The following is a 23,499-nucleotide window of genomic DNA, read 5'->3' on the forward strand; positions in this document are numbered from 1 at the left end:
CGGGTTGCCGCTTCCACCGAAGCGCCACGCGATGTCGGCAATCCGCCACGCCGCGCGTGTCGCGATCGCCCGCTCGAGTTCGGGGCAGACGAACCGCCGCGACTGTGGTTAGCTGTGAGGCCATGAGCCAGCGCAGTGAGCAATCCCCGAAACACAATGCGCCCGTGCGCATGCCGGTGCCGAGCAGCGGCGAGGCGACGGCGTGAGCGGGCTTGCGAGCGAACCGAGGACACGGCGCTCCCCGCGCGCGACGGAGCCGAGCGTCAGCGAGGTGCAGTCGTGAGCATCACCCTGGCCGATCTGCCCGATGAGTATCTTCCCCGCGATACCGCGGATGTCGTGCGCACGGTTCGCGACTCCCGCCCGCAGCCGCTGACCGTCCGCGGCGGTGAGTACGGCGACCACGCCGAGGACGAGCTCGCCCCGCCCGACCGCCGCGTCGTGCTGTCGCTGCGGCGGATGAACCGGGTGCAGGCGGTCGACGCCGACGCCCGGCTGGTCCGGGTGCAGGCCGGTGCGCGGCTGTCCGATATCGATCGCACGCTGGCCGCGCACGGTCTGGGGCTCCCGATCGTCGGCGACCACCGCGAGATCACGGCGGGCGGGTTCGCGGCGGTCGGCGGGCTCAGTGCCGCTTCGCATCGCTACGGCATGTTCAGCGATAACGTCGTCGCTCTCGAATACGTCGATCCGGACGGCAGATTCGGCACCTGCGGGCGCGCCCACCACGCCGACCGCTTCCGCCGCATCCTCGGCGGGGCCGGTCGCACCGGCATCATCACCGCGCTCACCCTGGAGGCCGTCGAGGTCGACAAGGACCACACCTGGCTGACCTCCGAGGCGCACCGCTTCCTCGACTTCGACACCTTCGTCGAGCATTCGGTCGCCGAGATCGAGCGGCCCGGCGACGCCATGCTCCAGGTGGGCCGCTGGGTCGACACCGCGCCGCTGCGGGTGTCGCGCCCCGTCGGCACCGGGCATGTGCAGCTCGGCACGGTGCGCTTCGGCCAGTGGTCGAGCCTGCACCCCACCACCGCCACGGCCTCGCTGCGGGCCCGGCGCGAACTGGGCTCCCGGGCGCGGAAGTCGCTGGGCGCCATCGCCTCCGCGGCGCGCGGCCCGGCGGGCATGCCCGTGCGCAACGCCGCCGCCGGTGCGCTGATGTTCTCGCCGAAGGTGCTGACGCTGCGCGACGCGGAGTATCTCGCCGATACCGTGATCACCTCCGCCGAGCGCGGCCCGGCCTACCGGGTGGCGGTGTTCGCGCCGCTGTCGACGTATACGGCGGTATTCCACCGCCTGCACGACCTGTTCACCGACTACCGCGAGCGCAGCGGCTGCTTCACCGTCATCTCCGCCATGACCTATGGCGTGCGCTCCCCTTATCTGCACGAACTATCCGGCGAGGACCACGGCTTCCTCACCTTCACCTGCCGGGTCCGCCCCACGGAGACCTACACGGGCAAGTCGGGCACCTCCGAACTACTCCGCGAGATCGACGCCGCCATCGCCGACATCTGCCACTCCGAACGCGCCCAGCGCTACGAGACGGACTAGGTGCGGGGGCTGCCCAGGGCGCTCAGCTTGCGGATCGGCGCGATCAGTAGCCGGTAGATCGGGCGGACCACGCGGCCGGGCAGGTAGCGGTGGCGTTCCTCCTGCCAGACCCTCGCGCGAGGGTTTCCCGCGGTGACCATCGGTCGGGGGCCGGGGGTTCGGAGCTGTGTAATTCGATGCGGCACAGGTGTTTGATGCTGATGTAGCCGTACTGGCTGGGGCTCACCAGCCGCATCGGAGCGCCGTGGTCGCCATCGAGCGGACGCCCGTCGAGTCGGTCGGCGATGAGCACATCATCGGCCAGGGCGTCCTCCAGCACCACGATCGACCGGATGCCGTCGAGGCCTTCGAAGACCACGTGGCTGATCGCGGCGCCCGGCTCGAGCAGCGGTTCGATCCGCGTGCGGTAGAGGATCCCGAAGGGGATTCCTTCCCACAGCAGACCGGTGGCCGACCACCCAGCGACACAATGGAAGTCGGCCTTGCGCTCTTGGCGCGGCAACTCGGCGAGGTCGGCCACCGACAGGGTCGATGCCTCGGTCACGGCCCCGCAGATCTCGATCACCGGGTCGGCGGGAACAGGCGGCGGCGGGTGATGCAGATGTGTGCCGAACCGAGGGAATCCGTCGACGGCACGTTGGCCCGGGGGAAGTGTCATGCCGATCCTCTGTCTTCGCGATGCCGCTTCTATTTGGAGCAGACGCTCCATATAGAAGAAACGTACTAGAACGAGGCGTCATCTCGCAAGCACGACCTTGGCGTGGTCGAGCAGCCGCCCGACATGCAAAACGCGGCGCCCCGGTCGGAGTCGACCGGGGCGCCGCGTTCGTCTTGTGCGCTAGTGCTTCTCGGGGCCCAAGTGGTACTCGAACACCAGGCCGCCCACCGTGATGAGGACGCAGATCACGCCGACGGCGATCAGCCACAGCTGGAAGAACGCGAAGCCGATCGCGGTCACCGAGGCGGCCGCGGCGATCAGGATGGGCCAGAAGCTGCCGGGCGAGAAGAAGCCCAGGTCGCCGGCGCCGTCCACGATCTCGGCGTCCTCGTAGTCCTCGGGCCGCAGATCCAGGCGGCGGGCCACGAAGCGGAAGTAGGTGCCGACGATCAGCGTCAGGCCCGCGGTCAGCACGATCGCGGTGGTCCCGGCCCACTCGACGCCGGTGCGCGACTGCGCGGTGAAGAATGCGTAGACGACGCCCACGATGATGAAGAACACCGTGAGCAGCTCGAAGATGCGTGCTTCGACCTTCATGTCAGTTCAGTCCTCACTTGCTCTCGGCCTGGGCGGCTTCGCGCGCGGTGCGGTCGGTGTCGAACGGGTGCGTGGTCACCGACACCGGCGACTCGCCGATGCTCGCCAGCGCCTCGGCGTTGGTCGCGCCCTTCTCCCGCACCTGCAGGTAACGCTCGAACTTCTCCGGGCTCACGGCCCGGACCTCGAAGTTCATCATCGAGTGGAAGGTACCGCACATCTCCGCGCAGCGGCCCACGAAGGCGCCCTCCCGCTCGATCTTGGTGATCTGGAAGGTGTTGTCGGAGTGGTTTTCCTTGGGGTTCGGCATCACGTCGCGCTTGAACAGGAACTCCGGCACCCAGAAGGAGTGGATGACATCCGCGGCCGCGAGCTGGAACTCGACGACCTTGCCGGTCGGCAGCACCAGCACCGGGATCTCCCGGCTGGAGCCGATCGTCTCGATCTTGTCGTAGTGCAGATACGAGGTGTCGTTGGCGGGCAGGCCGTTGTTCGGCCCCGGCCGCGGGTGACCGTCGACCTTGCGCTCCCGGTACTCCTCGATGATCTCCTGGTTCAGGGAGTTGCGCTCCTTGTCGGCGCCGTCGTAGATCTGGCCGCCCGGCAGCACCGCCTTCTGGTAGCCGAACTTCCAGTTCCACTGGAACGCGGTCACATCGACGACCACATCGGGGTTGGACACCTTCTCGTGCACGTAGTTCTGCACGACGACGGTGAAGTAGAAGAGCACCGCGATGATCACGAACGGGATCGCCGTGTAGGTCAGCTCCAGCGGCACGTTGTAGCCGGTCTGGCGCGGGAACTCCGGCGAGTTCGACTTCTTGCGGTGGAAGGCCACGGTCCAGAAGGTGAGGCCCCAGACCAGCACGCCCATCGCGAGGGCGGCGACCACCGACCAGGTCCACAGCTCGCGCATCCGGGTCGCCTGCGGGGTGACACCCGTGGGCCAGCCGAACCGCAGCACCGGGTTGTCGATCGAGCAGCCCGAGACGAGCAGCACGGTGATCCCCATGGACACCGCCAGCCCGGCCCGCCGAAGGGCGCGGCCCCGTCCGCCGGAGGTAGAGCCCCCGCCGGGGCGTGCCCCTGTCGCTTCGCTCGCCTTGTGCGCCACGCTCAACGCCTTCCTGGTCGTCCAACCGACTGCCGCCGCCCGGCGCGGACCGGGCGACGCAATATTCAGCACGTTCGGGGATCATGGGCGGACCGGTGCAAACGCGCGGCCACGCCCGGGAGTTCCCGAGTACTACGCAGCGTAGACCAAACCGGGTACCGCGTTGTGCCCGGGTCGCATTCGACACACCGACGACCTCCGGTTCCTCGGAAATCCCCTCCCGCACGCACCGCGGCTCGGTACGGCATACTCGGAGACTGGGTTTCGCTCGTCCTGCCCGCACCCGATCCCGGAAACGAGGTTCTCGACGCAGTGTGTGGACTGCTCGGATTTCTGACCGCTGACGTCGCGACCGACGACGTCGTCTCCCAGGTCTACGACGCGCTGCAGTGTGGCCGCCACCGCGGCCCCGACGAGCGCGGCACCTGGCACGACGAGCACATCATCCTCGGCTTCAACCGGTTGTCGATCATCGACATCGAGCATTCGCACCAGCCGCTGTTCTGGGGGCCGCCGGAGAATCCGGAGCGGTACGCGCTGGCGTTCAACGGGGAGATCTACAACTACCTGGAGCTGCGCGAGCAGCTGCGCGACGAGCACGGCGCGCAGTTCCGCACCGAGGGCGACGGCGAGGCGATCGTCGCCGCCTATCACTACTGGGGCACCGACGCCGTCGCCCGGCTGCGCGGCATGTTCGCCTTCGCGATCTGGGATACCGAGCGGCGCCAGCTGGTGCTGGCCCGCGATCCGTTCGGCATCAAACCGCTGTTCGTCGCGACCGGCCCGAACGGCACCGCCTACGCCAGCGAGAAGAAGAGCCTGCTGGAACTGCTTCCGGCGCTGGGCCTCTCGGACGAGCTGGATGTGCGGGCGCTGGAGCACTACACGGTGCTGCAGTACGTTCCGGAGCCGGAATCGCTGCACAAGAACGTGCGGCGGCTGGAGTCCGGGTGCTACGCGACGCTGGGTCCGGGTGAGACTCCCCGGGTCACACGGTATTTCGAGCCGCGGTTCCGGGTGGCGCCGTTCAGCTCCGCCGAGTCCCGGTATCACGAGATCGCCGAGGTGCTGAAGGATTCGGTCGCCAAGCACATGCGGGCCGATGTCACCGTCGGCTCGTTCCTGTCCGGCGGCATCGACTCGACCGCCATTGCGGCACTGGCGATTCAGCACAATCCGAACCTGCTGACCTTCACCTCCGCCTTCGAGCGCGAGGGCTACTCGGAGGCCGACGTGGCCGCCGAGACCGCCGAGGCCATCGGCGCCAAGCACTACATCCGGACCGTGAGCCCGGAGGATTTCGCGGGGGCGATCCCCGAAATCGTCTGGTACCTCGACGATCCCGTGGCCGATCCCGCCTTGGTGCCGCTGTACTTCGTGGCCAAGGAGGCCCGCAAGCACGTCAAGGTGGTGCTGTCCGGGGAGGGGTCGGACGAACTGTTCGGCGGTTACACCATCTACCGGGAACCGTTGTCGCTCAAGCCCTTCGAGTACCTTCCGCAGGGTCTGCGGCGACTGGCGGGCCAGCTGTCGGACCGCATCCCCGAGGGCACCCGGGGCAAGAGTCTGCTGCACCGCGGCTCGCTGACGCTCGAGCAGCGCTACTACGGCAACGCCCGCAGCTTCAACGATGCCCAATTGCGTTCGGTGCTGCGGGAATTCCGGCCCGAGTGGACGCATCAGGACGTGACCGGGCCGATCTACGCCAAGCAGGACGCCGACATGGATCCGGTGGCGCGCATGCAACACCTGGACCTGTTCACCTGGCTGCGCGGCGACATCCTGGTCAAGGCCGACAAGATGACGATGGCCAACTCGCTGGAGCTGCGGGTGCCGTTCCTGGACTCCGAGGTCTTCGCGGTCGCCGAGAAGATCCCCTTCGACCAGAAGATCACCAAGGAGACCACCAAGTACGCGCTGCGGCGGGCATTGGAGGAAATCGTCCCGCCGCACGTGCTGCACCGTCCCAAGCTGGGTTTCCCGGTACCGCTGCGGCACTGGCTGCGCGGGCCCGAACTGCACGACTGGGCGGCCGCGCAGATCGCCGACTCCCAGACCGACCACCTGCTGGACAAGTCCGCGATCAAGGCGATGCTGGAGGCGCACCGCACCGGCGCCTCCGACCACAGCCGCCGCCTGTGGACACTGCTGGTGTTCATGATCTGGCACGGCATCTTCGTCGAGGACCGCATCAAGCCCCAGATCCAGGAACCCACCTATCCGGTGCGTCTCTGATCGAGGCCTCGTACCTGTCGCCCGGCGGCGCTAGCCTCGGAGCATGTGCAGAAATATCACGCCCCTGCGCGGGCTGGAGCCAGCGGCGACGTCCGAGGAGATCCAGGCCGCGGCGTTGCAGTACGTGCGGAAGGTCGGCGGCCTGTCCAGCGTCTCCGAGGCCAACCGCGCGGTGGTGGAGGCCGCGGTCGCCGATATCGCGGCCGTGACCACTCGCCTGCTGGCCGAACTGCCCGAGCGCAAGGTCCCCCCGAAGGCCCTCCCGCCACTGCGCCGCCCCGAGGTCCGGGCCCGCATCGAGGCCCGCGGCTGAGCCCTGCCCGTCCAGGTCACCTTCGGTAGGACTGCAGGACGACGCCCGAAGCGGGGAACGCGCGGGATTCGGTGAAGCGCAGGTTCCGGCGGGTGTCGTCGGCGAAGAGCCGCTCCCCCGCGCCCAGGAGTACCGGGAAGACCAGCAGCCGGATCTCGTCGACCAGGTCGCGGCGCAGGAATTCCTGTGCCGTGGCGGCCCCGGCGAACAGCACCAGCGGTCTGCCGGGCTTGCTCTTCAACTCGGCCGTCTCGGCGGTGAGATCGGCGCCGATGGCCGACGCGGGCTGCCAGTCCAGCGGGGCGTCCGGCCGCGAGGTGACCACGATCTTCGGCAGCCCGTTGACCAGTGCCGCGAGCTTCGCATCGCCCGGCGTGGCCGGATTCTGCTGCGCCTGCGGCCAGTACTCCCCCAGCAGTTCGTAGGACTTGCGCCCGAAGATCTGCGCGTCCACGCTGCCGAGCAGATCGGCCAGGTAGCCGTCCAGATCGGGGTCGTCCACCTCGATCCAGTCCAGGTCGCCGCCCGGCCCGGCCGCGTACCCGTCCAGGGTGACCATCATGTGCAGGATCAGTGGTCGCATAGCTCTCCTCGTCGAATTGAGTCGTCTCTCCGATTGGGACGAGCCGAGCCGACGAAACTTATCGGGTCCCCGCACCGTGTGCATCCCCTGGGTCCCGGTGTCACGGGTGCAGGGACAGCAGGGCTGCGGTCACGGTGACGGTGAGCTCGCTGGCGGCCCCGAGGACGTCGCCGTTGAGGCCGCCGAAGCGGCGGCGACAGTGGCGGACGAGCAGTGCGGCGCCGGCAAGACCCGCCGCTACCGCCAGCGCCCCGAGCCAGGGGCGGTCGAGGATCGCGAAAACTCCTGCGGCGAGCGCGATTACACACCAGACGGCCACGACGCCGATGGACTGTGTACCGGCCACCAGCGCACCGAATCCGGCGCCGGGCGCGGCGGTACCGCCACGGTGGCAGGCCAGCACGACCGCGACCCGCCCGGCCGCGACCGCCAGCGCGACGGCCCACCACCTGCCGTGCTCGACCAGCGCCGCGAACGACAGCGCCTGAATTCCGACGGCGAACAGCAACGCCGCCACGCCGAACGGCCCCGCACCCCCACTCTTCATGATCTCGCGCGCCCGTTCGGGCGGGCCGTAACTGCCGAGGCCGTCCATGGTGTCGGCCAGGCCGTCCAGGTGCATACCCCGCGTCGCCAGCGCCAGGACCGCGACGGCGAGCACCCCCGCCAGCGCGAAAGTCGTTCCCGCCGTAGCCGCTACCCACAGCACCCCGGCCGCACCGCCCCCGAGCAACAGCCCGACCAGCGGGGCGAGGGCGATCGCCCGGCCCGCGACCGCCCGATCCACGGTCGTCGGCCCACGAACCGGCAACACGGTCAACCACGACAGGGCCAACCGAACCCCGCTCACAGCCCCCGCCCCCGAACCCGGTCATCAGCACGTACACCGCGCCCCACCCCATCACGGCCCGCAACCACAAGCCCGACAACCCCGCTCCCGCACCCCGCGCCTGGTCCCGCACCACCTGCAGGGCCAGGGAGCGGGTGCGAGGACATGCGGCGGGTGCGCGAAGCGGCCTGCGATGACCGGCGCCGCGGCACCGTGCGAGACCCCTGCCCTGGAGTTCCGGGATGGGGGCGCGAGCCGCACCGGCCGAGACTCACCATTCCGGGCCGCCGGGTGCCGGATTACCGCGGGCAGACTTGACGCGGTGCATCACGTGCCCGGTCAGGGCGCGACTTCCGATGGAGCCGGGGCGCTTTCGGCCGCGGTGCTGACGCCCGCGTCGGCGAAGGTCGACATGTCGGCGAGGGACGCGACGGCGGCCCGCAGGATCGGAAGGGCGGTGAGCGCGCCCGACCCCTCGCCGAGCCGCATCTCCAGGTCCACCAGTGGTTCCAGGCTCAACCTGGACAGAGCCTGCGCGTGCGCCGGTTCGGTGGAGCGGTGGCCCGCCACCCACCAGGCCTTCGCGCCGGGCGCCAGCATGTCGGCGAGCAGCGCGGCGGCGGTGACCACCAGGCCGTCGAGGATCACCGGGGTGCGGCGCGCCGCGGCCTGGGCGAGATAACCGGCCGCGGCCGCCAGGTCGGCGCCGCCCGCGACGCGCAGCAGGGCGACCGGGTCGTAGCGGTGCGTGCGGGCTCGCCACATGGCGTCGCGGACCGCGGCGGCCTTGCGCATCCACCCGGCGTCGTCGACACCGCTGCCGCGCCCGACCGCCAGCACCGGCTCGGTGTCGGTCAGTGTGGCGATGAGAACCGTTGCGGGCGTGGTGTTCCCGATGCCCATATCACCGGCGATCAACAGATCGGCGCCGCCGTCGACCTCCTCGTCGGCGATCGCCTTGCCCGCCGCCAGCGCCGCCCGCACCTCGGCCTCCGACAGCGCGTCCTCGCGGTCGATGCTGCCGCTCGAGCGGCGCACCTTGTACCCGGAGGCAGCGGGGTCGGTGTCGCCCTCGACGGCGATGTCCACTACCCGCACGGTGGCGTCCGCGAGACGCGCGAGCGCGTTCACCGCGGCGCCGCCGGCCAGGAAATTGGCGACCATCTGCCCGGTCACCGCGCTCGGATACGCCGAAACCCCGTGTCGCGCAACGCCGTGGTCCCCGGCGAACACCACCACCCGCGCGCGTTCGAACTGCCGCGGCGGACACACCCCCTGGCAGGCCGCCACCCAGTTGCCCAGCGCCTCCAGCCGCCCCAGCGCACCCGCGGGTTTGGTGAGCTCGAGCTGCCGCGCCTCCGCCTCGGCCCGCAGCCCCGCATCGGGCGTGGCCACCGGCCCGAATTCCGGTGCGCCACCGGAGGATCCCGCAACATACCCGAACTCCCCGCCACCGGGTTCCGTTGCGGCCGAGCCGTTGTCATCGTGCGAGGACGAACCCGTATCGACCGAATCCGGCCCCGCCCCACCGGAAGTCGCGATCACCTCAGTACCACCGACCGCAGCAGCCGTCGGCCCCGCACCGGCACCACCTGCGTCAGTCGCGGCGGCCGAACTCACATCAGCAGTCGCCGCCGGGTTCACCTCGGCAGTCGCCGCGGTCGTTTCGGAGGCGGCGGCAGAGGTCGAGTTCCGGTAGGTAGCTGCGCGCTGCACATCGGACCCACGTGCCGCGGACCCAGCGGCCACCGCTGCGCCACTCGCTGCCGATCCGACACCGTCCGCACCCGCCGAGGTCGATTCGGAATCACCAGCGCCTGGCGAAACCTGGGCACCCTTGACGCACGTCGGGATGCCCGCGACCACCAGGTAGACCTCGTCGCAGACCGCGGCGATCCGCTGGTTCAGCTCGCCGATCTCGTCCTGGAACAGCCGCCCGGACTTGGTCGCCGGGACGACGCCCAGCCCGACCTCGGGACTCACGATCACCAGCCGCTGCCGGTATCCCCGCACGGCCGCGACGAGGGCGTCGGTGTCGGGTTGTACGGTGCCGCGCGGCGACTCCCAGGCCGCCCGCGCGTCGATGCGCCCGGTCAGCCAGGTGCCGAGATCGTCGATCAGCGTCACCGGCGCGGGGTCGGCGAGCACCGCGACCGGATCGCCCTCCACCACAGTCCATACGCCGGGCCGCCGGACCCTATGTGCCGCAACGCGTTCGGCGAAATCGGCATCGGCGGGATCCACCACGGCGGTCGCGACGTACCGCACCGCACCGGACAGCCCGGCCAACTCCTCGGCGAACGCCGACTTCCCTGACCGCGCCCCGCCGAGTACCAGCGTCCGCACCGCTCGCCCGCTCGCCGCTTCGTCAACCACGCCAGAACGGTACCAACCACCGCCCGCCCCTGGACGACCTGCACACTCGCGAGCGAAGGGTTGGTGGCGGGTCAGGCGCCGAAGCGGCGGCGGTATTCAGTGGGGGCGATGCCTACCAGGCGTTGGAAGTGGTGACGCAGGAGGGCGCCGGAGCCGAAACCGGAACGGCCCGCGATGGTCTCCAGGTCCAGGGTGGTGTCCTCCAGGAGATGCTTGGCCAGCAGGACGCGCTGGTTGGTGAGCCATTTGAGCGGGGTGGTGCCGGTCTCGGCGACGAACCGGCGGGCGAAGGTGCGCGTCGACATGGCCGAACGGGCGGCCAGGTCCTCGACCGTGTGCGGCAGCTCGAGATGCTGGTCCATCCACAGCAACGTCTCGCGCAGGCTGTCGGATTCATAGCCCGGCATCGGTCGCTCGATGAACTGCCGCTGCCCGCCGTCGCGCTGCGGCGGCACCACCATCCGCCTGGCGATCTTGTTGGCGACGGCGCTGCCCAGCTCCCGCCGCACCAGGTGCAGGCAGGCGTCGATCCCGGCCGCGGTGCCCGCACTGGTGATCAGATTGCCCTCGTCCACGAACAGCACGTCCGGATCGACGGTGGCCTGCGGATACCGCTCGGCGAGCTGGTCGACGTAGCGCCAGTGCGTGGTGCACTTGCGCCCGTCCAGCAGCCCCGCCGCGCCCGCGAGGAACGCGCCCGAACAGACCGTGAGCACGGTCGCCCCCGAATCGGACGCCGCGCGGACCGCCTGCACCACGCGCGGATCGAACTCGTAGCCCGGGGTGACCGGATACGCGGGGACGGCGACCAGATCGGCGTCGAGCAGTTCGTCCAGGCCGTGCTGCGGTGTGACGGTGATACCGGGGGTGCTGGAGGTCAGCGACGCGCCGGGCTCGGCCCCGCAGCCCCGGAAGTCGAAGGCGGGCAGCCCGTCGTCGCGGCGGTCCAGCCCGAAAACCTCGCAGAGGACGCCGAATTCGAACATGGCGACGGTCTGGCTGAGCACCGCGGCGACCTTCGTCAGCATGCCCACAGTGTACGTGGCCGAATATTTACGAACAATGACACAACTGCCACTGGTGGCAGGAAGTGCATGGGGGAAAAATTACTGCCATGCTCACTTACCTGCTCTCCTTCCTGTTCATCGTGATGATCGTGCTGGCGATGCGGGTCTTCCTGCACCACGGAATCACCCTCCCCCCAACCGGATCCAGCAACATCGACGACCGCGACGCCCAGCGCATCGACATCGAACTACGCGCCATCACCGGCATGCGCGAACAGCTCCCCGGCGGCTGGAACACGGCAGACCACCCGACCCGGTAATCAGCATTCCCGCACCCCGTGTTCGCTCACGCACCCTGTACAACGCATGTACCGGGTGCGCGAACACGCAGGGGGTGCGAAGGGGGCCGGGACGCCCGGCTAGACCGAGTCGCCGGGGCTGACGCGGGGCTTGGGAGCGCGCATGCGGCGGATCTGGGAGGCGCGGACGAAGGCGTACCAGCCCAGCGACCAGGACGAGCTGGTGTCGTCGGGGTAGCGCTCCTGGACCCGCTTGTTGATGGTGCGGCCGATCAGGAAACCCTCGCCGACCATGAACACCATCATCACCAGCATGGCGAGCGTGACGTAGGCCTGCACGGCGGGGGTCAGGAACATGGTCAGGATCAACACCAGCGCCAGCGGCATGAACAGCCCGACCAGGTTGCGGCGCGCGTCGACCAGATCGCGCACGTACGCGCGGACCGGGCCGCGATCGCGCGGCAGCAGGTACTTGTCCTCACCGGCGAGCATGCGCGCGCGCCGGTCGGCCGCGGCCGCGCGACGATCGGCGGCGGCCGCCTTGCGCTCGGCCCGGTTGCCGCGGGTGGCCTTGCGGCGGGCCCGCGCCTCCTTCGCCGTCAGGGGCGCGGGCGCGACCGGACCGCGCCGCTTGCCCTCGGCATCGCGGCGCTTCGGGGTGGGCCGGCCCTTACCGGCGGTGGCGGCCACCCGGTCGGGGGTGTCGACCGAGCCGCCCGACTCATCGGCGGGGGCGCCCGAGGTCCGGTCGGCGAGGTCGTCGGTCTTGCTGGCATCGCCGCGGCGGAGGAACTTCACGCCGACCAGGCTATTCGATGGCACACCGCCCTGGAAATCCGGTTCGCCGAGTTGTTGTGTCCTGTGCCATACCCCGGCGTTCACCCGCCGCTAACCGGCCGTTTCCGCTCGGCATCCGAGTACGGTCGATAGGGAGCAGAACAAGCACGACTGGTATTCAGCCCGGATGCGAATGGGTATACGGACTGGGGCGCGACCGCGTGAGAGTGGCAAGATTGGAATAGCCACCCGCGAAGTGGCGTTGACAGCTTCGAGCCGTGCGCTGTTCACGGGATGACCACGGGTCCTGAGGAGACTTCATGACTGCACCGAACGAGACCACCACCCACGGTGTGACGCTGACCGATGCGGCCGCCGGCAAGGCGAAGGCGCTGCTCGATCAGGAGGGCCGCGACGATCTGGCGCTGCGGATCGCCGTGCAGCCCGGTGGTTGCGCCGGTCTGCGCTACCAGCTGTTCTTCGACGACCGCAGTCTCGACGGCGATCTCGTCGCCGAGTTCGGCGGTGTCAAGCTGACCGTCGACCGGATGAGCGCCCCCTACGTGCAGGGCGCCGCGATCGACTTCGTCGACACCATCGAGAAGCAGGGTTTCACCATCGACAACCCGAACGCCACCGGCTCCTGCGCCTGCGGCGACAGCTTCAACTGACCCTCGCCGTCAGCGCGGAATCCCCGACCGGGGGTTCCGCGCTGACTGCTGCCCGGGTGAACCAAACCGGTTGTCGCACAACATGAGTGTTACCGACTGAGACACTCGTGTCGCTCAGGTGGTGAGGTTCCTGTTCGACGGTGTACGTTACGAGCGACCGATTTACGCGTCTGTCGAGCAGCGACGAGGCGTGCGCAGCGCACGACACCGAAGGACCTCCCGTGACCATCGCCGTGTCCGCATCCATTGCGACCGACAACCTCATGCACTTCCCCGGAAAGTTCTCCGAGGCGCTGCTGGCGGATCAGCTCGAGCATGTCTCCGTGAGCTTCCTCGTCGACGATCTGAACATCCGCCGCGGCGGCGTCGCCGGGAACATCGCCTACGCCATGGGCCTGCTCGATCGCAATCCCCTGCTGCTCGGCGCGGTCGGCTCCGATTTCGGCGAGTACCGCGAATGGTTGGAGCGCCACGGCGTGGACTGTTCGGCGGTGCTGGTCTCGGAGAAGGCGCACACCGCGCGGTTCATCTGCACCACCGACGACGAGATGGCCCAGATCGCCGCGTTCTACCCGGGCGCCATGAGCGAGGCCCGCGACATCTCGATCACCGAACTCGCCCGCACCCACGACCTGGAACTGGTGCTGGTCGGCGCGAACGATCCCGACGCCATGCTGCGCCACACCCGCGAATGCCAGGAGCTGGGCATCCCCTTCGCCGCCGACCCGTCGCAGCAGCTGGCGCTGCTGAACGCCGAGCAGGCCCGCGAGCTGATCGACGGCGCCGCATACCTTTTCACCAACGAGTACGAGCTCGGCCTGCTGCGGCAGAAGACCGGCCTGACCCTCGACGAGATCGGCCAGCGGGTCGGCATCCGGGTCACCACGCTGGGCGCGAAGGGCGTGCAGATCGTCGACCGCGACGGCACCGAGGTGAACGTCGAGGTGGTGCCGGAGCGGTCGAAGGTGGATCCGACCGGCATCGGCGACGCCTTCCGCGCCGGCTTCCTCACCGGCCACACCGCCGGGCTCAGCCTGGAGCGCTCCGCCCAGTTGGGCTCGCTCATCGCCGTGCTCGTGCTCGAGACCGACGGCCCGCAGGAATGGGCACTGCGGCGCGACGAGGCCCTCGATCGGCTCGGCGCGGCGTACGGTCCGGACGCCGCCGCGGATATCGCGCCGCTGCTGCGCTGATCGCCGGCGAAAACGTCTGCGCCGCAGCGTCGTTCGCCGAGGTGCAATTTCCGCAATCCGCAAATAGGTGATCCGGCGATTCGGCCGCGAGTGTTTCGTTTCCTTCCTCCCGCGACGTGACGATTCACAGTCCGACCGAATGCGCGCCGATCGCCACCGAGCCATAGGGTGTGCGTATGGGATCCAACCGTGTGTATTTTCGTCAGCTGCTGGCCGGGCGCGATTGGGCCGTGGGCGATCCGATCGCCACGCAGATGCGCAATTTCGCGTATTTGATCGGCGATAGAGACAGCGGCGAGTGCGTGGTCGTGGATCCCGCGTACGCCGCGGGCGATCTCGTGGATATCGCGGAGGCCGACGGGCTGCGCCTGACCGGCGTGCTGGCCACCCATCACCACCCCGATCACGTGGGCGGCACCATGCTCGGTTTCACCCTGCGCGGGGTGCGCGAGCTGCTGGAGCGGGTGCAGGTTCCGGTGCACGTCAACGCCGAGGAACTGCCGTGGGTGGCCAATGTCACCGATATCGCGCCGAGCGAGCTGACCGGCCACGATCACGGTGACAAGGTGAGCGTCGGCGGATTCGAGATCGAATTGCTGCACACCCCCGGGCATACGCCGGGCAGCCAGTGCTTCCTGTTCGAGGATCGGCTCGTAGCCGGTGACACCCTGTTCGTCGACGGCTGCGGCCGCACCGATTTCCCGGGCGGCGATTCCGATGCGATGTTCCGCAGCCTGCGCTATCTGGCCGGGTTAGCGGGAGATCCGGTCGTATATCCGGGCCACTGGTATTCGCAGGACCCGAATGCCGCGTTGTCGAACGTGCGCGACAACAACTATGTGATGCGCCCGCAGACTTTGGAGCAGTGGCACATGCTGATGCCGGGGTGAACGATCAGAGCGTGCGCATCCAGCCGTGAATATCGGCGAAGGTGCCGCGCTGAATTCCGGTCAGCGTCTCCCGCAGCGCCATGGTCACCTCGCCCGGTTCCCCGTCGCCGATGGTGAATTCCCCGTCCTCCGAGCGCACCGAGGCGACCGGGATCACCACGGCCGCCGTGCCGCAGCCGAAGACCTCGGTGATCTCCCCGGATTCGACGCCCGTGCGCCACTCCTCCACCGACACCTTGCGCTCCTCGACCTGGTAGCCCGAGTCGGCGGCCAAGGTCAGCAGGGAGTCGCGGGTGATGCCGGGGAGCAGCGAACCGGACAGCTCCGGTGTCACCAGCCGCGCCTGTGAGCCCGCGCCGAACACGAAGAACAGGTTGTTGGTGCCCATCTCCTCGACGTAGCGGTGGTCGCAGGCGTCCAGCCACACCACCTGGTCGCAGCCCTTGTCGGCGGCCTGTCTCTGCGCCAGCAGCGACGCGGCGTAGTTCCCGGCCACCTTCGCCTCGCCGGTGCCGCCGGGTGCCGCGCGCACGTACTCGGTCGACAGCCACACCCGCACCGGCTTCAGGCCGCGCGGAAAGTACGCTCCCGCGGGCGAACCCAGCAGCAGGTACTTGTAGGCCTCGGCCGGTTTCACCCCGAGGCCCGACTCGGTGGCGAACATGAACGGGCGCAGATACAGCGAATCCTCGCCGCCCGCGTCCGGGACCCAGTCGGCGTCGACCTCCAGCAGCTGCCGCACCGACTCGACGAACAGGTCCTCCGGCAATTCGGCCATCGCCATCCGGCGCGCCGACCGCTGGAACCGCTGGGCATTGGCGTCGATGCGGAACGTCGCGATGCCGCCGTCGGGCTGCCGGTAGGCCTTGAGGCCCTCGAAGATGGCCTGACCGTAGTGGAACACCATGGTCGCCGGGTCCATCTGCATCGCACCGTAGGGCTCGACCCGCGGGTTGGCCCACTCCCCGCCGATGTAGTCGATCGAAACCATGTGATCGGTGAAGAAGCGCCCGAAGCCCGGATCCGCCAGCATCTCCTGTCGCCGCGCCGCCGGTGTGGGCGACGGATGCGGAACGCGGGTGAACTGTGCGGCAACGGTCATAGTTCCGATCCTAGAACCCGGCGCCCGGCCCGTGATGCCAGGTCCGCCATCTCGAACCTGTGCGACCTCGGGTGCTGCGCACTCTGCTCGGCTGGGCGGGAGCGTGGCCGGTGACCGGTGGGCAAGTCGCGCGGCGGCCGGTCCCGGACACCGAATTCGTCGAGGGCGCTAACGGCTGGCGGCCGTCTGCGATGGAGGGGTGGGGTCCGAGCAGGAGGGAGCGGGACCGTGCGCTTCGCGGCACAGTGGCGGCACCGCCGATGGGCTTACGTCCGCACCGGTGCCGGGGTTCTGGCGGCGATCGCTCTGATGTGCGCGGCGCTGCTGCTCCTGCCGGAGCGGAGTGCGCCCGGGCACGACGGTCAGCCCGTCGTCCTGCTGCCGGTCATCTCGACGGTGGCGCCGCCCGCGTCCGCCCCGGTGACGCCGACCGGCTGACGACCGGTGAAACAGCGGCGGGCTCCCGCCCGTCAGGAGGTGTGGGGGGTGACGAACGGGGGTTTGACGACCTCGGCGCGCAGGCGGCGGCCGCGGACGTCGACCTCGACCTCATCGCCCGGCTCGAGACCGGCGGACTTGTCCAGCAGCGCGAGGGCGATGCCGATCCCGAGGGTCGGCGAGAAGGTGCCCGAGGTGGTCTCGCCGACGGTCTCGTCACCGCGCAGCACGGTCTGGCCCTGCCGCAGCACGCCGCGGTCGAGTGCCTTCAGCCCCAGCAGGGTTCGGCGCGCTCCCGCCGACTTCTCCTGCTCCAGTGCGGATTTGCCCCAGAACTCCGGCTTCTTCCAGCCGACCGCCCAGCCGCAGCGGGCCTGCACCGGCGAAATATCCAGGGACAGTTCATGTCCGTGCAGCGGATAGCCCATCTCGGTGCGCAGGGTGTCGCGGGCGCCCAGTCCGGCCGCAGCGCCGCCGGTGGCGCGCACCTCCGTCAGCAGAGCGCGGAAGAGCGGTTCGGCGTCGGCCCACGGGGGCAGCAGTTCGTATCCGTGCTCGCCGGTGTAGCCGGTGCGACAGACCCGGACCGGGCGACCCTCCCACTCGGCATCGGCGTAGGCCATGTACTCCATGTCGGTGGGCAGGCCCAGCGCGGTGAGCACCTCCGCCGACTTCGGGCCCTGCACCGCGAACACCGCGTACTCGCGGTGCTCGTCGGTGACGGTGATGCCCGCCGGGGCGGCCTTCCGCAGCGCCCCGACCACCCCCGCGGTGTTGGCGGCGTTCGGGACCAGGAACAACTCGTCGTCGCCGACGTAGTAGACGATCAGGTCGTCGATCACGCCACCGTCCTCGGCACAGCACAGCGTGTACTGCGCCTTTCCCGGGCGGATCTTCCCGAGATCGTTGGTCAGCGCGGAATTCACGAACGCCGCCGCTCCCGCTCCGCGCACGGTCGCCTTCCCGAGATGGCTCACATCGAACAGGCCGACGCTCGTTCGCACCGCGGTGTGCTCGGCCACCGTCCCCCCGTACTGAACCGGCATTTCCCACCCCCCGAACGGCGCGAACGTCGCCCCCAGCTCCACGTGCACGTCATGGATAGGCCCCTGCAGCAGCGTCGACTCGGTCACCAGCCGAGCTTAACCGCCACCGCGTGAGGCTCAGCCCCGGAACCACATGGGGCGGAGGGTGGGGCCGCCGTCGGGGAGGAGGATGGGCTCGCCCCGCAGGACGAAGCCGCAGCGTTCGTACAGGCGCGACGAGCGCTCGGTGCTGGCTTCGAGATAGGCCGGAAGGCCCTCCGCCGCAGCGGCTTTCAGGCGGTCGGTGAGGATCGCGGCACCGGCGCCCGAGCCCCGGCGGTGCGGCACCGTGGCGATGGACTGCAGGTAGCGGTGCGGGAATTCCGTCGGATGGCGCGCGTTGACGGCGGTGAGCACCGCCTCCAGCCGCTGGAACGGGAGCGCCCCCGTGGTCCGCGCCAGTTCCCGGATCTCGGCGTGCTGCGCCTCGTAGCGGTCCAGCGAGGCGACCGTGTGCCAGAGCGAGATCGCCCAGATCTCCTCGCCGACACCGGCCACCCAGACCTCGTCGTCGCGCAGGTTCTGCGCGATCATCTCGGGTACATGGTGCGCCGCGAACTCCGCGGCGAACTCCGCGTTGCCCGCCAGCACCCAGGTCGTCACCGCCTCGTCGGCATTCGCCTCGGCATACGCCGCCGCCACCGCGTCGAGTTCGTCCGCGCTCGCGCGCCGAATCACGATCCGTTCGTCCATCCGCCGACCTCCCGTCGAGAATTCGTCTCCGCCACGCGTCGCGGCGGCACCCCGGCCGCGGCCGGGACACGATGTGCCAGGTGGTCGCCGGAACACCGTGTGCGACTGCCAACCTATGAGCTCCCCAGCGCAGTTACGAGTAATTCGTCACACTGAATATTGTGACGAAATCAGAGCAGCCGTGCACGATCTGCGGCGAGCCGTTCGCTCAGCGCCCGCGCGGCAGGCGGCGGCGCTATTGCTCGCGCTCATGCCAGGCCCGCGCCTATCGCGCCCGTCGTACGACGCCCGCGCCGCCCCGCCGCGCCGCCCAGACGCACCATCTCACGACCGTTGGGATCGTCAGGGCCGCAGTCGAATTGGCCGATCGCGAGGACCTGGACGCACTGTCGATGCGCCGCCTGGCCACGGAACTGGGAGTGGCAACCTCCAGCCTCTACCGCTATTTCACCGACCGCGACGCGTTGCTCGCCGAGATGGCCGAACTCGTCATCGCCGATGCCCCGCCCCCGCCTGCCGAGCCCGCGGACTGGCGGTCGCGGCTGGCGCACGAGGCCCGCGCCGAATGGCTGCTGTACCGGCGGCATCCCTGGATGCTGCCGGTCCTCGCCCAGACCCGGCCGCCGGTGGGCCCGGCCCTGCTCGACAGCCTGGAGCGCTCGTTCGCCGCACTCGACGACCGAGACCTGACCCGGGACCAGATGCTGACCATCTATCTGACGATCTCGGGGCTGGTGCAGGGCCTGGCCCTGCTGCCGGGGTCCGAACGCACCCCGCAGGGCATGGACTCGCCCTCGGTGGCGGACTTCCGCGCCGCGGCGGCCGATCTCGTCGCCGACGAAACCCACCCCACGCTCGCCCGCTACTTCGATCCCGATCAGGACGTCGAGGGCCTGGAGCTGGACTTCGATCAGCTGCTCGAGGACGGCATGGCGTTGCTGCTCGACGGCATCGCGTCCCGGCACTTCCCCGCCACCCGGCTCGGCGACCCGTATCCGCCCGACCAGTAGCCTTGTCCGCATGACAGCTGTTGCAGATCGTTCGCTCGGACCGGAACTGGCACTCACCGCGACCATCGGCACCGAAACCGATGTGCTCGTCGTCGGACTCGTCACCACCGACGACGGCCCGGCGATCGTTCCCGGTCCGGCGCTCGAGGGCGAGACGGCGTTCGACGACGTGCTGGACGCCGACACGCGGGCGGCGCTGCTGGCGCAGCTGCGGGCGGTCGGCGCGAAGGGCAAGGGCGAGGAGCTGACCCGGGTTCCGGCGCCACGGGGGCTCGGGGTCGCCAGCGTGCTCGCGGTGGGTCTGGGCGCCGCGGAGAAGGCCGACGCCGAGCAGATCCGCAAGTCGGCCGGTGTTGCCGGGCGCGCGCTGTCGGGCACCAGCACCGCCGTCACCACCCTGTCCGGCCTGAATCTCGGCGCCGCGGCCGAGGGCTTCTACCTGGGCGCCTACACCTTCACACCGTTCAAGTCGGACAAGTCCGCGCCCAAGCCGGACGAGCAGCCGCTGCGGCGCGTCGAATTCCTCGTTCCCGAACCGGGTCTTGGCGAGGAGGCGCTGTTCCGCGCGCAAGCGACCGCGGAGGCCGTCGCCACCGCCCGCGACTTCGTGAACACGCCGCCCAGCCACCTCTACCCCGCCGAATTCGCCGCGCGGGCACAGGAATTGGCCGAGGCAGCCGGGCTGGAGGTCGAGGTGCTCGACGAAAAGGCCTTGGAGGCACAGGGTTTCGGCGGCATCGTGGGCGTCGGCAAGGGGTCCTCGCGGCCGCCGCGGCTGATCCGCATCAGCTACCGCGGCGGCGCCAAGAAGGTGGCGCTGATCGGCAAGGGCATCACCTTCGACACCGGCGGCATCTCCATCAAGCCCGCCGCCAACATGGAGAATATGACCTCGGACATGGGCGGGGCCGCGGCGGTCATCGCCACCGTCCTGCTGGCGGCGCGGCTCAGCCTGCCGATCACGGTCACCGCCACCGTGCCCATGGCCGAGAACATGCCGTCGGCCACCGCGCAGCGCCCCGGCGATGTGCTCACCCAGTACGGCGGCACCACCGTCGAGGTGATCAACACCGACGCCGAGGGCCGTTTGATCCTCGCCGACGCCATCGTGCGGGCGGGCGAGGACGAACCCGACTACCTCATCGATGTCGCGACGCTGACCGGCGCGCAGTTGGTGGCGCTGGGCGCCCGCACCCCCGGCGTGATGGGCACCGACGAGTTCCGCGATCGGGTCGCGCGCCTGTCGCAGCAGGTCGGCGAGAACGGCTGGGCCATGCCGCTCCCCGCCGAACTGCGCGCCGACCTCAACTCCAAGGTCGCCGACCTGGCCAACGTGACCCCGCACCGCAACGGCGGCATGCTCGCGGCCGGGCTGTACCTGAAGGAGTTCCTCCCCGAGGGCGTGCAGTGGGCCCACCTGGACGTCGCGGGCCCCGCCTTCAACACCGGCGCCCCGTTCGGCTACGTCCCCAAGGGCGGCACCGGCGTCCCCGTCCGCACCCTCATAGCCGTCCTCGACGACATCGCCGCCGAGTAACCACCCCGCCGCACGTCGACCAGCCGGTCCAGGGGGCCGTCGGCGACTGCGCCTGATGGAGGCGGCGGACCGCTCACGGGCCGGTGTCGCCCAGATCCCGCTCCAGCGCCCGCTTCCGCTCTATGCGGCGGCGGGCGTCGTAGTCGCGCATGCGTTGCGGGTAGCCGGTGCGGCCCACGTCGTAGACGGGAATGCCCAGGCGGGCCGACAACCGCCGCGCGCCCTGCTCCCCCACGACGCGCCTGGTCCATTCACCATCCGTGGCAACAAGAACCACCGTGACATCGGTCACGGTGGTTTTCGGTTCCACGAAGGCCTCCACCCCGATGTGGGTGCGCACCCAGTTGTCCAGATAGCGGAAATCACCGGCATCGGCGCCGCCCGGCCCGCTGCGGCGGAAACGATCCAGCAAACCCATCCCCGCCCCACCTCCTCGTTTCACAAACCGGACACGCTCGGACCCGGTCCATCGATACTGCCAGGAGGACGGCCGCCGCGTCGGGACCTGCGTACGCTCGCGGCGAACACGGCCGCGGGCGCGGGGTACCACCCGGGACACGGCCCGCCCTGTGCTACGCGCCGCGGCGGCGAGTGCAAGGATGGAGAGTCGGAACAAGAACCACGGTTCTCCGGTGCCACAGAATGAATCGGTGGCAGTTCGGACCTCCGCCGCGACCAACGGCGGGTGCCCGCCGAGAGACGAACTGTTGTAGACCCGTCGAGCAGTTAGAGGAGTCAACGGACATGGCCTTCTCCGTCCAGATGCCAGCGCTTGGTGAGAGCGTCACCGAGGGCACCGTGACCAGGTGGCTGAAGCAGGAAGGAGACACGGTCGAGGTCGACGAGCCCCTGCTCGAGGTATCCACCGACAAAGTCGACACCGAGATTCCGTCACCCGCCGCCGGCGTGCTGACCAAGATCGTGGCCCAGGAGGACGACGTCGTCGAGGTCGGCGGCGAGCTCGGCGTGATCGGCGAGGCCGGTGCGGACGCCGCGTCCGCCCCCGCCCCGGCTCCAGAGGCCGCCGCGCCCGCGCCCGCCGAGGCCCCCGCCCCCGCGCCCGAACCGGCCCAGCAGCCCGCCCCCGCGCCGGAACCGGCCGCGGCTCCGGCCCCCGCCGCCGCGAGCGGCACCCCGGTGCAGATGCCCGAACTGGGCGAGTCGGTCACCGAGGGCACCGTCACCCGCTGGCTGAAGCAGGTCGGCGACCAGATCGAGGTGGACGAGCCGCTGCTCGAGGTCTCCACCGACAAAGTCGACACCGAGATCCCGTCTCCGGTGGCCGGAACCCTGCTGGAGATCTCCGCGAACGAGGACGACGTCGTCGCGGTCGGCGGTCAGCTCGGTGTGATCGGCAGCAGCTCCCCCGCCGCCGCGTCCACCCCTGCTCCCGCCCAGGCCCCCGCGCCCGCCCAGCAACCAGCTCCCGCACCGGCCGCCGCCGCTCCGGCACCCGCACAGGCTCCCGCCCCTGCACAGGCTCCGGCACCCGCACAAGCTCCCGCCCCTGCGCAGGCTCCCGCCCCCGCACCGGCTCCGGCACCCGCCCCGGCCCACGCCGCCACCTCCTCCGGCAATGGTGAGGCTCCGTATGTGACGCCGCTGGTCCGCAAGCTGGCCGCCGAGAACAACGTCGACCTGTCCACCGTCAAGGGCTCCGGCGTGGGCGGCCGCATCCGCAAGCAGGACGTGCTCGCCGCCGCCGAGCCCAAGCAGGCCCCCGCGGCATCGCAGCCCGCCGCCGCACCGGCCGCCACGCCGAAGGCCCCCGCGCCCGCCTCCGCACCGGCGGGGGTCCGCCCGCAACTGCAGGCGCTGCGCGGCACCGTGCAGAAGGCCAGCCGCATCCGGCAGATCACCGCGGTCAAGACCCGCGAGTCGCTGCAGACCACCGCGCAGCTGACCCAGACCCACGAGGTCGACGTCACCAAGATCGCGGCGCTGCGCGCCAAGACCAAGGACGCCTTCAAGGAGCGTGAGGGCGTCAACCTGACGTTCCTGCCGTTCTTCGCCAAGGCCGCGGTCGAGGCGCTGGGCGTGCATCCGAACGTGAACGCCTCGTACAACGAGGAGACCAAGGAGATCACCTACCACTCGGCGGTGCACCTGGGCATCGCGGTGGATACCGATCAGGGCCTGCTCTCGCCGGTCATCCACAACGCCAGCGACCTCTCGCTGGCCGGTCTGGCCCGTGCCATCGCCGATATCGCGGGTCGCGCGCGCACCGGCGGCCTGAAGCCCGACGAGTTGGCCGGTGGCACCTTCACCATCACCAACATCGGCAGCCAGGGCGCGCTGTTCGACACCCCGATCCTGGTGCCGCCGCAGTCGGCGATGCTGGGCACGGGCGCGATCGTCAAGCGGCCCATGGTGATCGCGGACAACGGCAACGAGTTCATCGGCATCCGCTCGGTGTGCTACCTGCCGCTGACCTACGATCACCGGCTCATCGACGGCGCCGACGCGGGCCGCTTCCTCACCACCATCAAGCACCGGCTGGAGGAAGCCGCGTTCGACGCCGACCTGGGTCTGTAA

General features: G+C 70.0%; 23 protein-coding genes. 11 read left to right on the forward strand and 12 right to left on the reverse strand.

What is annotated here, in order from left to right:
• Positions 1 to 279 precede the first annotated feature (279 nt).
• The gene (locus tag ACYVLQ_RS14955) at positions 280 to 1,557 is read left to right on the forward strand and encodes an FAD-binding oxidoreductase (protein WP_460698052.1); all 1,278 of its coding nucleotides are present in this window, start codon (positions 280 to 282) and stop codon (positions 1,555 to 1,557) included.
• A gap of 43 nt (positions 1,558 to 1,600) precedes the next feature.
• On the opposite strand, the gene ACYVLQ_RS14960 is transcribed toward ACYVLQ_RS14955, so the two are convergent.
• The 3 genes from ACYVLQ_RS14960 to ctaC all read right to left on the reverse strand — a co-directional run bounded on the left by ACYVLQ_RS14960 (position 1,601) and on the right by ctaC (position 3,824).
• Positions 1,601 to 2,215 carry a molybdopterin-dependent oxidoreductase gene (locus ACYVLQ_RS14960; RefSeq protein ID WP_460698053.1) on the reverse strand — a complete coding sequence of 205 codons (615 nt, stop codon included), beginning with the start codon at positions 2,213 to 2,215 and terminating at the stop codon, positions 1,601 to 1,603.
• Positions 2,216 to 2,395: 180 nt separating this feature from the next.
• A complete protein-coding gene (locus ACYVLQ_RS14965) occupies positions 2,396 to 2,812 on the reverse strand; it encodes a cytochrome c oxidase subunit 4 (RefSeq protein WP_460698054.1) in 417 nt (138 codons plus the stop codon).
• 13 nt (positions 2,813 to 2,825) lie between these two features.
• Positions 2,826 to 3,824 (reverse strand): aa3-type cytochrome oxidase subunit II, encoded by a 999-nt coding sequence (ctaC, locus tag ACYVLQ_RS14970; RefSeq protein WP_460698055.1) that lies wholly within the window; start codon positions 3,822 to 3,824, stop codon positions 2,826 to 2,828.
• 414 nt (positions 3,825 to 4,238) lie between these two features.
• On the opposite strand from ctaC, the gene asnB reads away from it, so the two are divergent.
• Both asnB and ACYVLQ_RS14980 read left to right on the forward strand, forming a co-directional pair.
• Positions 4,239 to 6,161, forward strand: a complete 1,923-nt coding sequence (gene asnB / locus ACYVLQ_RS14975; RefSeq protein ID WP_460698056.1) for an asparagine synthase (glutamine-hydrolyzing) — start codon at positions 4,239 to 4,241, stop codon at positions 6,159 to 6,161.
• A 43-nt stretch (positions 6,162 to 6,204) separates the two neighbouring features.
• Positions 6,205 to 6,474, forward strand: a complete 270-nt coding sequence (locus ACYVLQ_RS14980; RefSeq protein ID WP_460698057.1) for a DUF2277 domain-containing protein — start codon at positions 6,205 to 6,207, stop codon at positions 6,472 to 6,474.
• Positions 6,475 to 6,490: 16 nt separating this feature from the next.
• Here the strand turns inward: ACYVLQ_RS14980 and ACYVLQ_RS14985 are convergent, their stop codons facing one another.
• The 4 genes from ACYVLQ_RS14985 to ACYVLQ_RS15000 form a co-directional block, all read right to left on the reverse strand.
• Positions 6,491 to 7,057 (reverse strand): dihydrofolate reductase family protein, encoded by a 567-nt coding sequence (locus ACYVLQ_RS14985; protein WP_460698058.1) that lies wholly within the window; start codon positions 7,055 to 7,057, stop codon positions 6,491 to 6,493.
• 100 nt (positions 7,058 to 7,157) lie between these two features.
• Entirely contained in the window at positions 7,158 to 7,907 is a 750-nt protein-coding gene (locus ACYVLQ_RS14990) for an adenosylcobinamide-GDP ribazoletransferase (protein WP_460698059.1), read from the reverse strand.
• Between the two features lie 318 nt (positions 7,908 to 8,225).
• Positions 8,226 to 10,262, reverse strand: coding sequence for a nicotinate-nucleotide--dimethylbenzimidazole phosphoribosyltransferase (cobT, locus tag ACYVLQ_RS14995; RefSeq protein ID WP_460698060.1), 2,037 nt, complete (start codon positions 10,260 to 10,262; stop codon positions 8,226 to 8,228).
• Between the two features lie 71 nt (positions 10,263 to 10,333).
• Positions 10,334 to 11,290 carry a helix-turn-helix domain-containing protein gene (locus ACYVLQ_RS15000; protein ID WP_460698061.1) on the reverse strand — a complete coding sequence of 319 codons (957 nt, stop codon included), beginning with the start codon at positions 11,288 to 11,290 and terminating at the stop codon, positions 10,334 to 10,336.
• Positions 11,291 to 11,376: 86 nt separating this feature from the next.
• Here ACYVLQ_RS15000 and ACYVLQ_RS15005 point away from each other — a divergent pair, with 86 nt between their 5' ends.
• The gene (locus ACYVLQ_RS15005; protein WP_460698062.1) at positions 11,377 to 11,589 is read left to right on the forward strand and encodes a hypothetical protein; all 213 of its coding nucleotides are present in this window, start codon (positions 11,377 to 11,379) and stop codon (positions 11,587 to 11,589) included.
• A gap of 99 nt (positions 11,590 to 11,688) precedes the next feature.
• Here the strand turns inward: ACYVLQ_RS15005 and ACYVLQ_RS15010 are convergent, their stop codons facing one another.
• Complete coding sequence (locus ACYVLQ_RS15010; protein ID WP_460698063.1) at positions 11,689 to 12,366, reverse strand: DUF3043 domain-containing protein; 678 nt, start codon at positions 12,364 to 12,366, stop codon at positions 11,689 to 11,691.
• Positions 12,367 to 12,665: 299 nt separating this feature from the next.
• Here ACYVLQ_RS15010 and ACYVLQ_RS15015 point away from each other — a divergent pair, with 299 nt between their 5' ends.
• The 3 genes from ACYVLQ_RS15015 to ACYVLQ_RS15025 all read left to right on the forward strand — a co-directional run bounded on the left by ACYVLQ_RS15015 (position 12,666) and on the right by ACYVLQ_RS15025 (position 15,099).
• Positions 12,666 to 13,016, forward strand: coding sequence for an iron-sulfur cluster assembly accessory protein (locus tag ACYVLQ_RS15015; RefSeq protein ID WP_068033002.1), 351 nt, complete (start codon positions 12,666 to 12,668; stop codon positions 13,014 to 13,016).
• Positions 13,017 to 13,237: 221 nt separating this feature from the next.
• Positions 13,238 to 14,209: a carbohydrate kinase family protein gene (locus ACYVLQ_RS15020; protein ID WP_460698064.1), complete on the forward strand. Its 972-nt coding sequence runs from the start codon at positions 13,238 to 13,240 to the stop codon at positions 14,207 to 14,209.
• A 176-nt stretch (positions 14,210 to 14,385) separates the two neighbouring features.
• A complete protein-coding gene (locus tag ACYVLQ_RS15025) occupies positions 14,386 to 15,099 on the forward strand; it encodes an MBL fold metallo-hydrolase (RefSeq protein WP_460698065.1) in 714 nt (237 codons plus the stop codon).
• A 4-nt stretch (positions 15,100 to 15,103) separates the two neighbouring features.
• On the opposite strand, the gene ACYVLQ_RS15030 is transcribed toward ACYVLQ_RS15025, so the two are convergent.
• Positions 15,104 to 16,201, reverse strand: coding sequence for a branched-chain amino acid aminotransferase (locus ACYVLQ_RS15030; protein WP_460698066.1), 1,098 nt, complete (start codon positions 16,199 to 16,201; stop codon positions 15,104 to 15,106).
• A gap of 228 nt (positions 16,202 to 16,429) precedes the next feature.
• On the opposite strand from ACYVLQ_RS15030, the gene ACYVLQ_RS15035 reads away from it, so the two are divergent.
• The gene (locus ACYVLQ_RS15035) at positions 16,430 to 16,639 is read left to right on the forward strand and encodes a hypothetical protein (protein WP_460698067.1); all 210 of its coding nucleotides are present in this window, start codon (positions 16,430 to 16,432) and stop codon (positions 16,637 to 16,639) included.
• 32 nt (positions 16,640 to 16,671) lie between these two features.
• On the opposite strand, the gene gcvT is transcribed toward ACYVLQ_RS15035, so the two are convergent.
• Both gcvT and ACYVLQ_RS15045 read right to left on the reverse strand, forming a co-directional pair.
• Positions 16,672 to 17,772 (reverse strand): glycine cleavage system aminomethyltransferase GcvT, encoded by a 1,101-nt coding sequence (gene gcvT, locus ACYVLQ_RS15040; RefSeq protein WP_460698068.1) that lies wholly within the window; start codon positions 17,770 to 17,772, stop codon positions 16,672 to 16,674.
• A gap of 30 nt (positions 17,773 to 17,802) precedes the next feature.
• On the reverse strand, positions 17,803 to 18,417 hold the full coding sequence (locus ACYVLQ_RS15045; protein ID WP_460698069.1) for a GNAT family N-acetyltransferase: 615 nt from the start codon (positions 18,415 to 18,417) through the stop codon (positions 17,803 to 17,805).
• 161 nt (positions 18,418 to 18,578) lie between these two features.
• On the opposite strand from ACYVLQ_RS15045, the gene ACYVLQ_RS15050 reads away from it, so the two are divergent.
• Together ACYVLQ_RS15050 and ACYVLQ_RS15055 are read left to right on the forward strand one after the other, a co-directional pair.
• Positions 18,579 to 19,427 carry a TetR/AcrR family transcriptional regulator gene (locus tag ACYVLQ_RS15050; RefSeq protein WP_460698070.1) on the forward strand — a complete coding sequence of 283 codons (849 nt, stop codon included), beginning with the start codon at positions 18,579 to 18,581 and terminating at the stop codon, positions 19,425 to 19,427.
• Between the two features lie 10 nt (positions 19,428 to 19,437).
• A complete protein-coding gene (locus ACYVLQ_RS15055; protein WP_460698071.1) occupies positions 19,438 to 20,964 on the forward strand; it encodes a leucyl aminopeptidase in 1,527 nt (508 codons plus the stop codon).
• Positions 20,965 to 21,037: 73 nt separating this feature from the next.
• Here ACYVLQ_RS15055 and ACYVLQ_RS15060 read toward each other — a convergent pair whose 3' ends face one another.
• A complete protein-coding gene (locus ACYVLQ_RS15060) occupies positions 21,038 to 21,382 on the reverse strand; it encodes an oxidoreductase (RefSeq protein WP_460698072.1) in 345 nt (114 codons plus the stop codon).
• A 326-nt stretch (positions 21,383 to 21,708) separates the two neighbouring features.
• Between ACYVLQ_RS15060 and sucB the strand changes: the two genes are divergently transcribed.
• Positions 21,709 to 23,499, forward strand: a complete 1,791-nt coding sequence (gene sucB, locus ACYVLQ_RS15065; RefSeq protein WP_460698073.1) for a 2-oxoglutarate dehydrogenase, E2 component, dihydrolipoamide succinyltransferase — start codon at positions 21,709 to 21,711, stop codon at positions 23,497 to 23,499.

Source organism: Nocardia thraciensis (assembly GCF_054782435.1).

Excerpts from the sequence above, each read along its gene's own strand:
- ACYVLQ_RS14960 (WP_460698053.1), bottom strand. The coding sequence starts at position 2,215 with ATGACACTTCCCCCGGGCCAACGTGCCGTCGACGGATTCCCTCGGTTC.
- ACYVLQ_RS14965 (WP_460698054.1), bottom strand. The coding sequence starts at position 2,812 with ATGAAGGTCGAAGCACGCATCTTCGAGCTGCTCACGGTGTTCTTCATC.
- ctaC (WP_460698055.1), bottom strand. The coding sequence starts at position 3,824 with ATGGGGATCACCGTGCTGCTCGTCTCGGGCTGCTCGATCGACAACCCG.
- ACYVLQ_RS14980 (WP_460698057.1), top strand. The coding sequence starts at position 6,205 with ATGTGCAGAAATATCACGCCCCTGCGCGGGCTGGAGCCAGCGGCGACG.
- ACYVLQ_RS14985 (WP_460698058.1), bottom strand. The coding sequence starts at position 7,057 with ATGCGACCACTGATCCTGCACATGATGGTCACCCTGGACGGGTACGCG.
- ACYVLQ_RS15000 (WP_460698061.1), bottom strand. The coding sequence starts at position 11,290 with ATGCTGACGAAGGTCGCCGCGGTGCTCAGCCAGACCGTCGCCATGTTC.
- ACYVLQ_RS15005 (WP_460698062.1), top strand. The coding sequence starts at position 11,377 with ATGCTCACTTACCTGCTCTCCTTCCTGTTCATCGTGATGATCGTGCTG.
- ACYVLQ_RS15015 (WP_068033002.1), top strand. The coding sequence starts at position 12,666 with ATGACTGCACCGAACGAGACCACCACCCACGGTGTGACGCTGACCGAT.
- ACYVLQ_RS15025 (WP_460698065.1), top strand. The coding sequence starts at position 14,386 with ATGGGATCCAACCGTGTGTATTTTCGTCAGCTGCTGGCCGGGCGCGAT.
- ACYVLQ_RS15030 (WP_460698066.1), bottom strand. The coding sequence starts at position 16,201 with ATGACCGTTGCCGCACAGTTCACCCGCGTTCCGCATCCGTCGCCCACA.
- ACYVLQ_RS15045 (WP_460698069.1), bottom strand. The coding sequence starts at position 18,417 with ATGGACGAACGGATCGTGATTCGGCGCGCGAGCGCGGACGAACTCGAC.
- ACYVLQ_RS15055 (WP_460698071.1), top strand. The coding sequence starts at position 19,438 with ATGACAGCTGTTGCAGATCGTTCGCTCGGACCGGAACTGGCACTCACC.
- ACYVLQ_RS15060 (WP_460698072.1), bottom strand. The coding sequence starts at position 21,382 with ATGGGTTTGCTGGATCGTTTCCGCCGCAGCGGGCCGGGCGGCGCCGAT.
- sucB (WP_460698073.1), top strand. The coding sequence starts at position 21,709 with ATGGCCTTCTCCGTCCAGATGCCAGCGCTTGGTGAGAGCGTCACCGAG.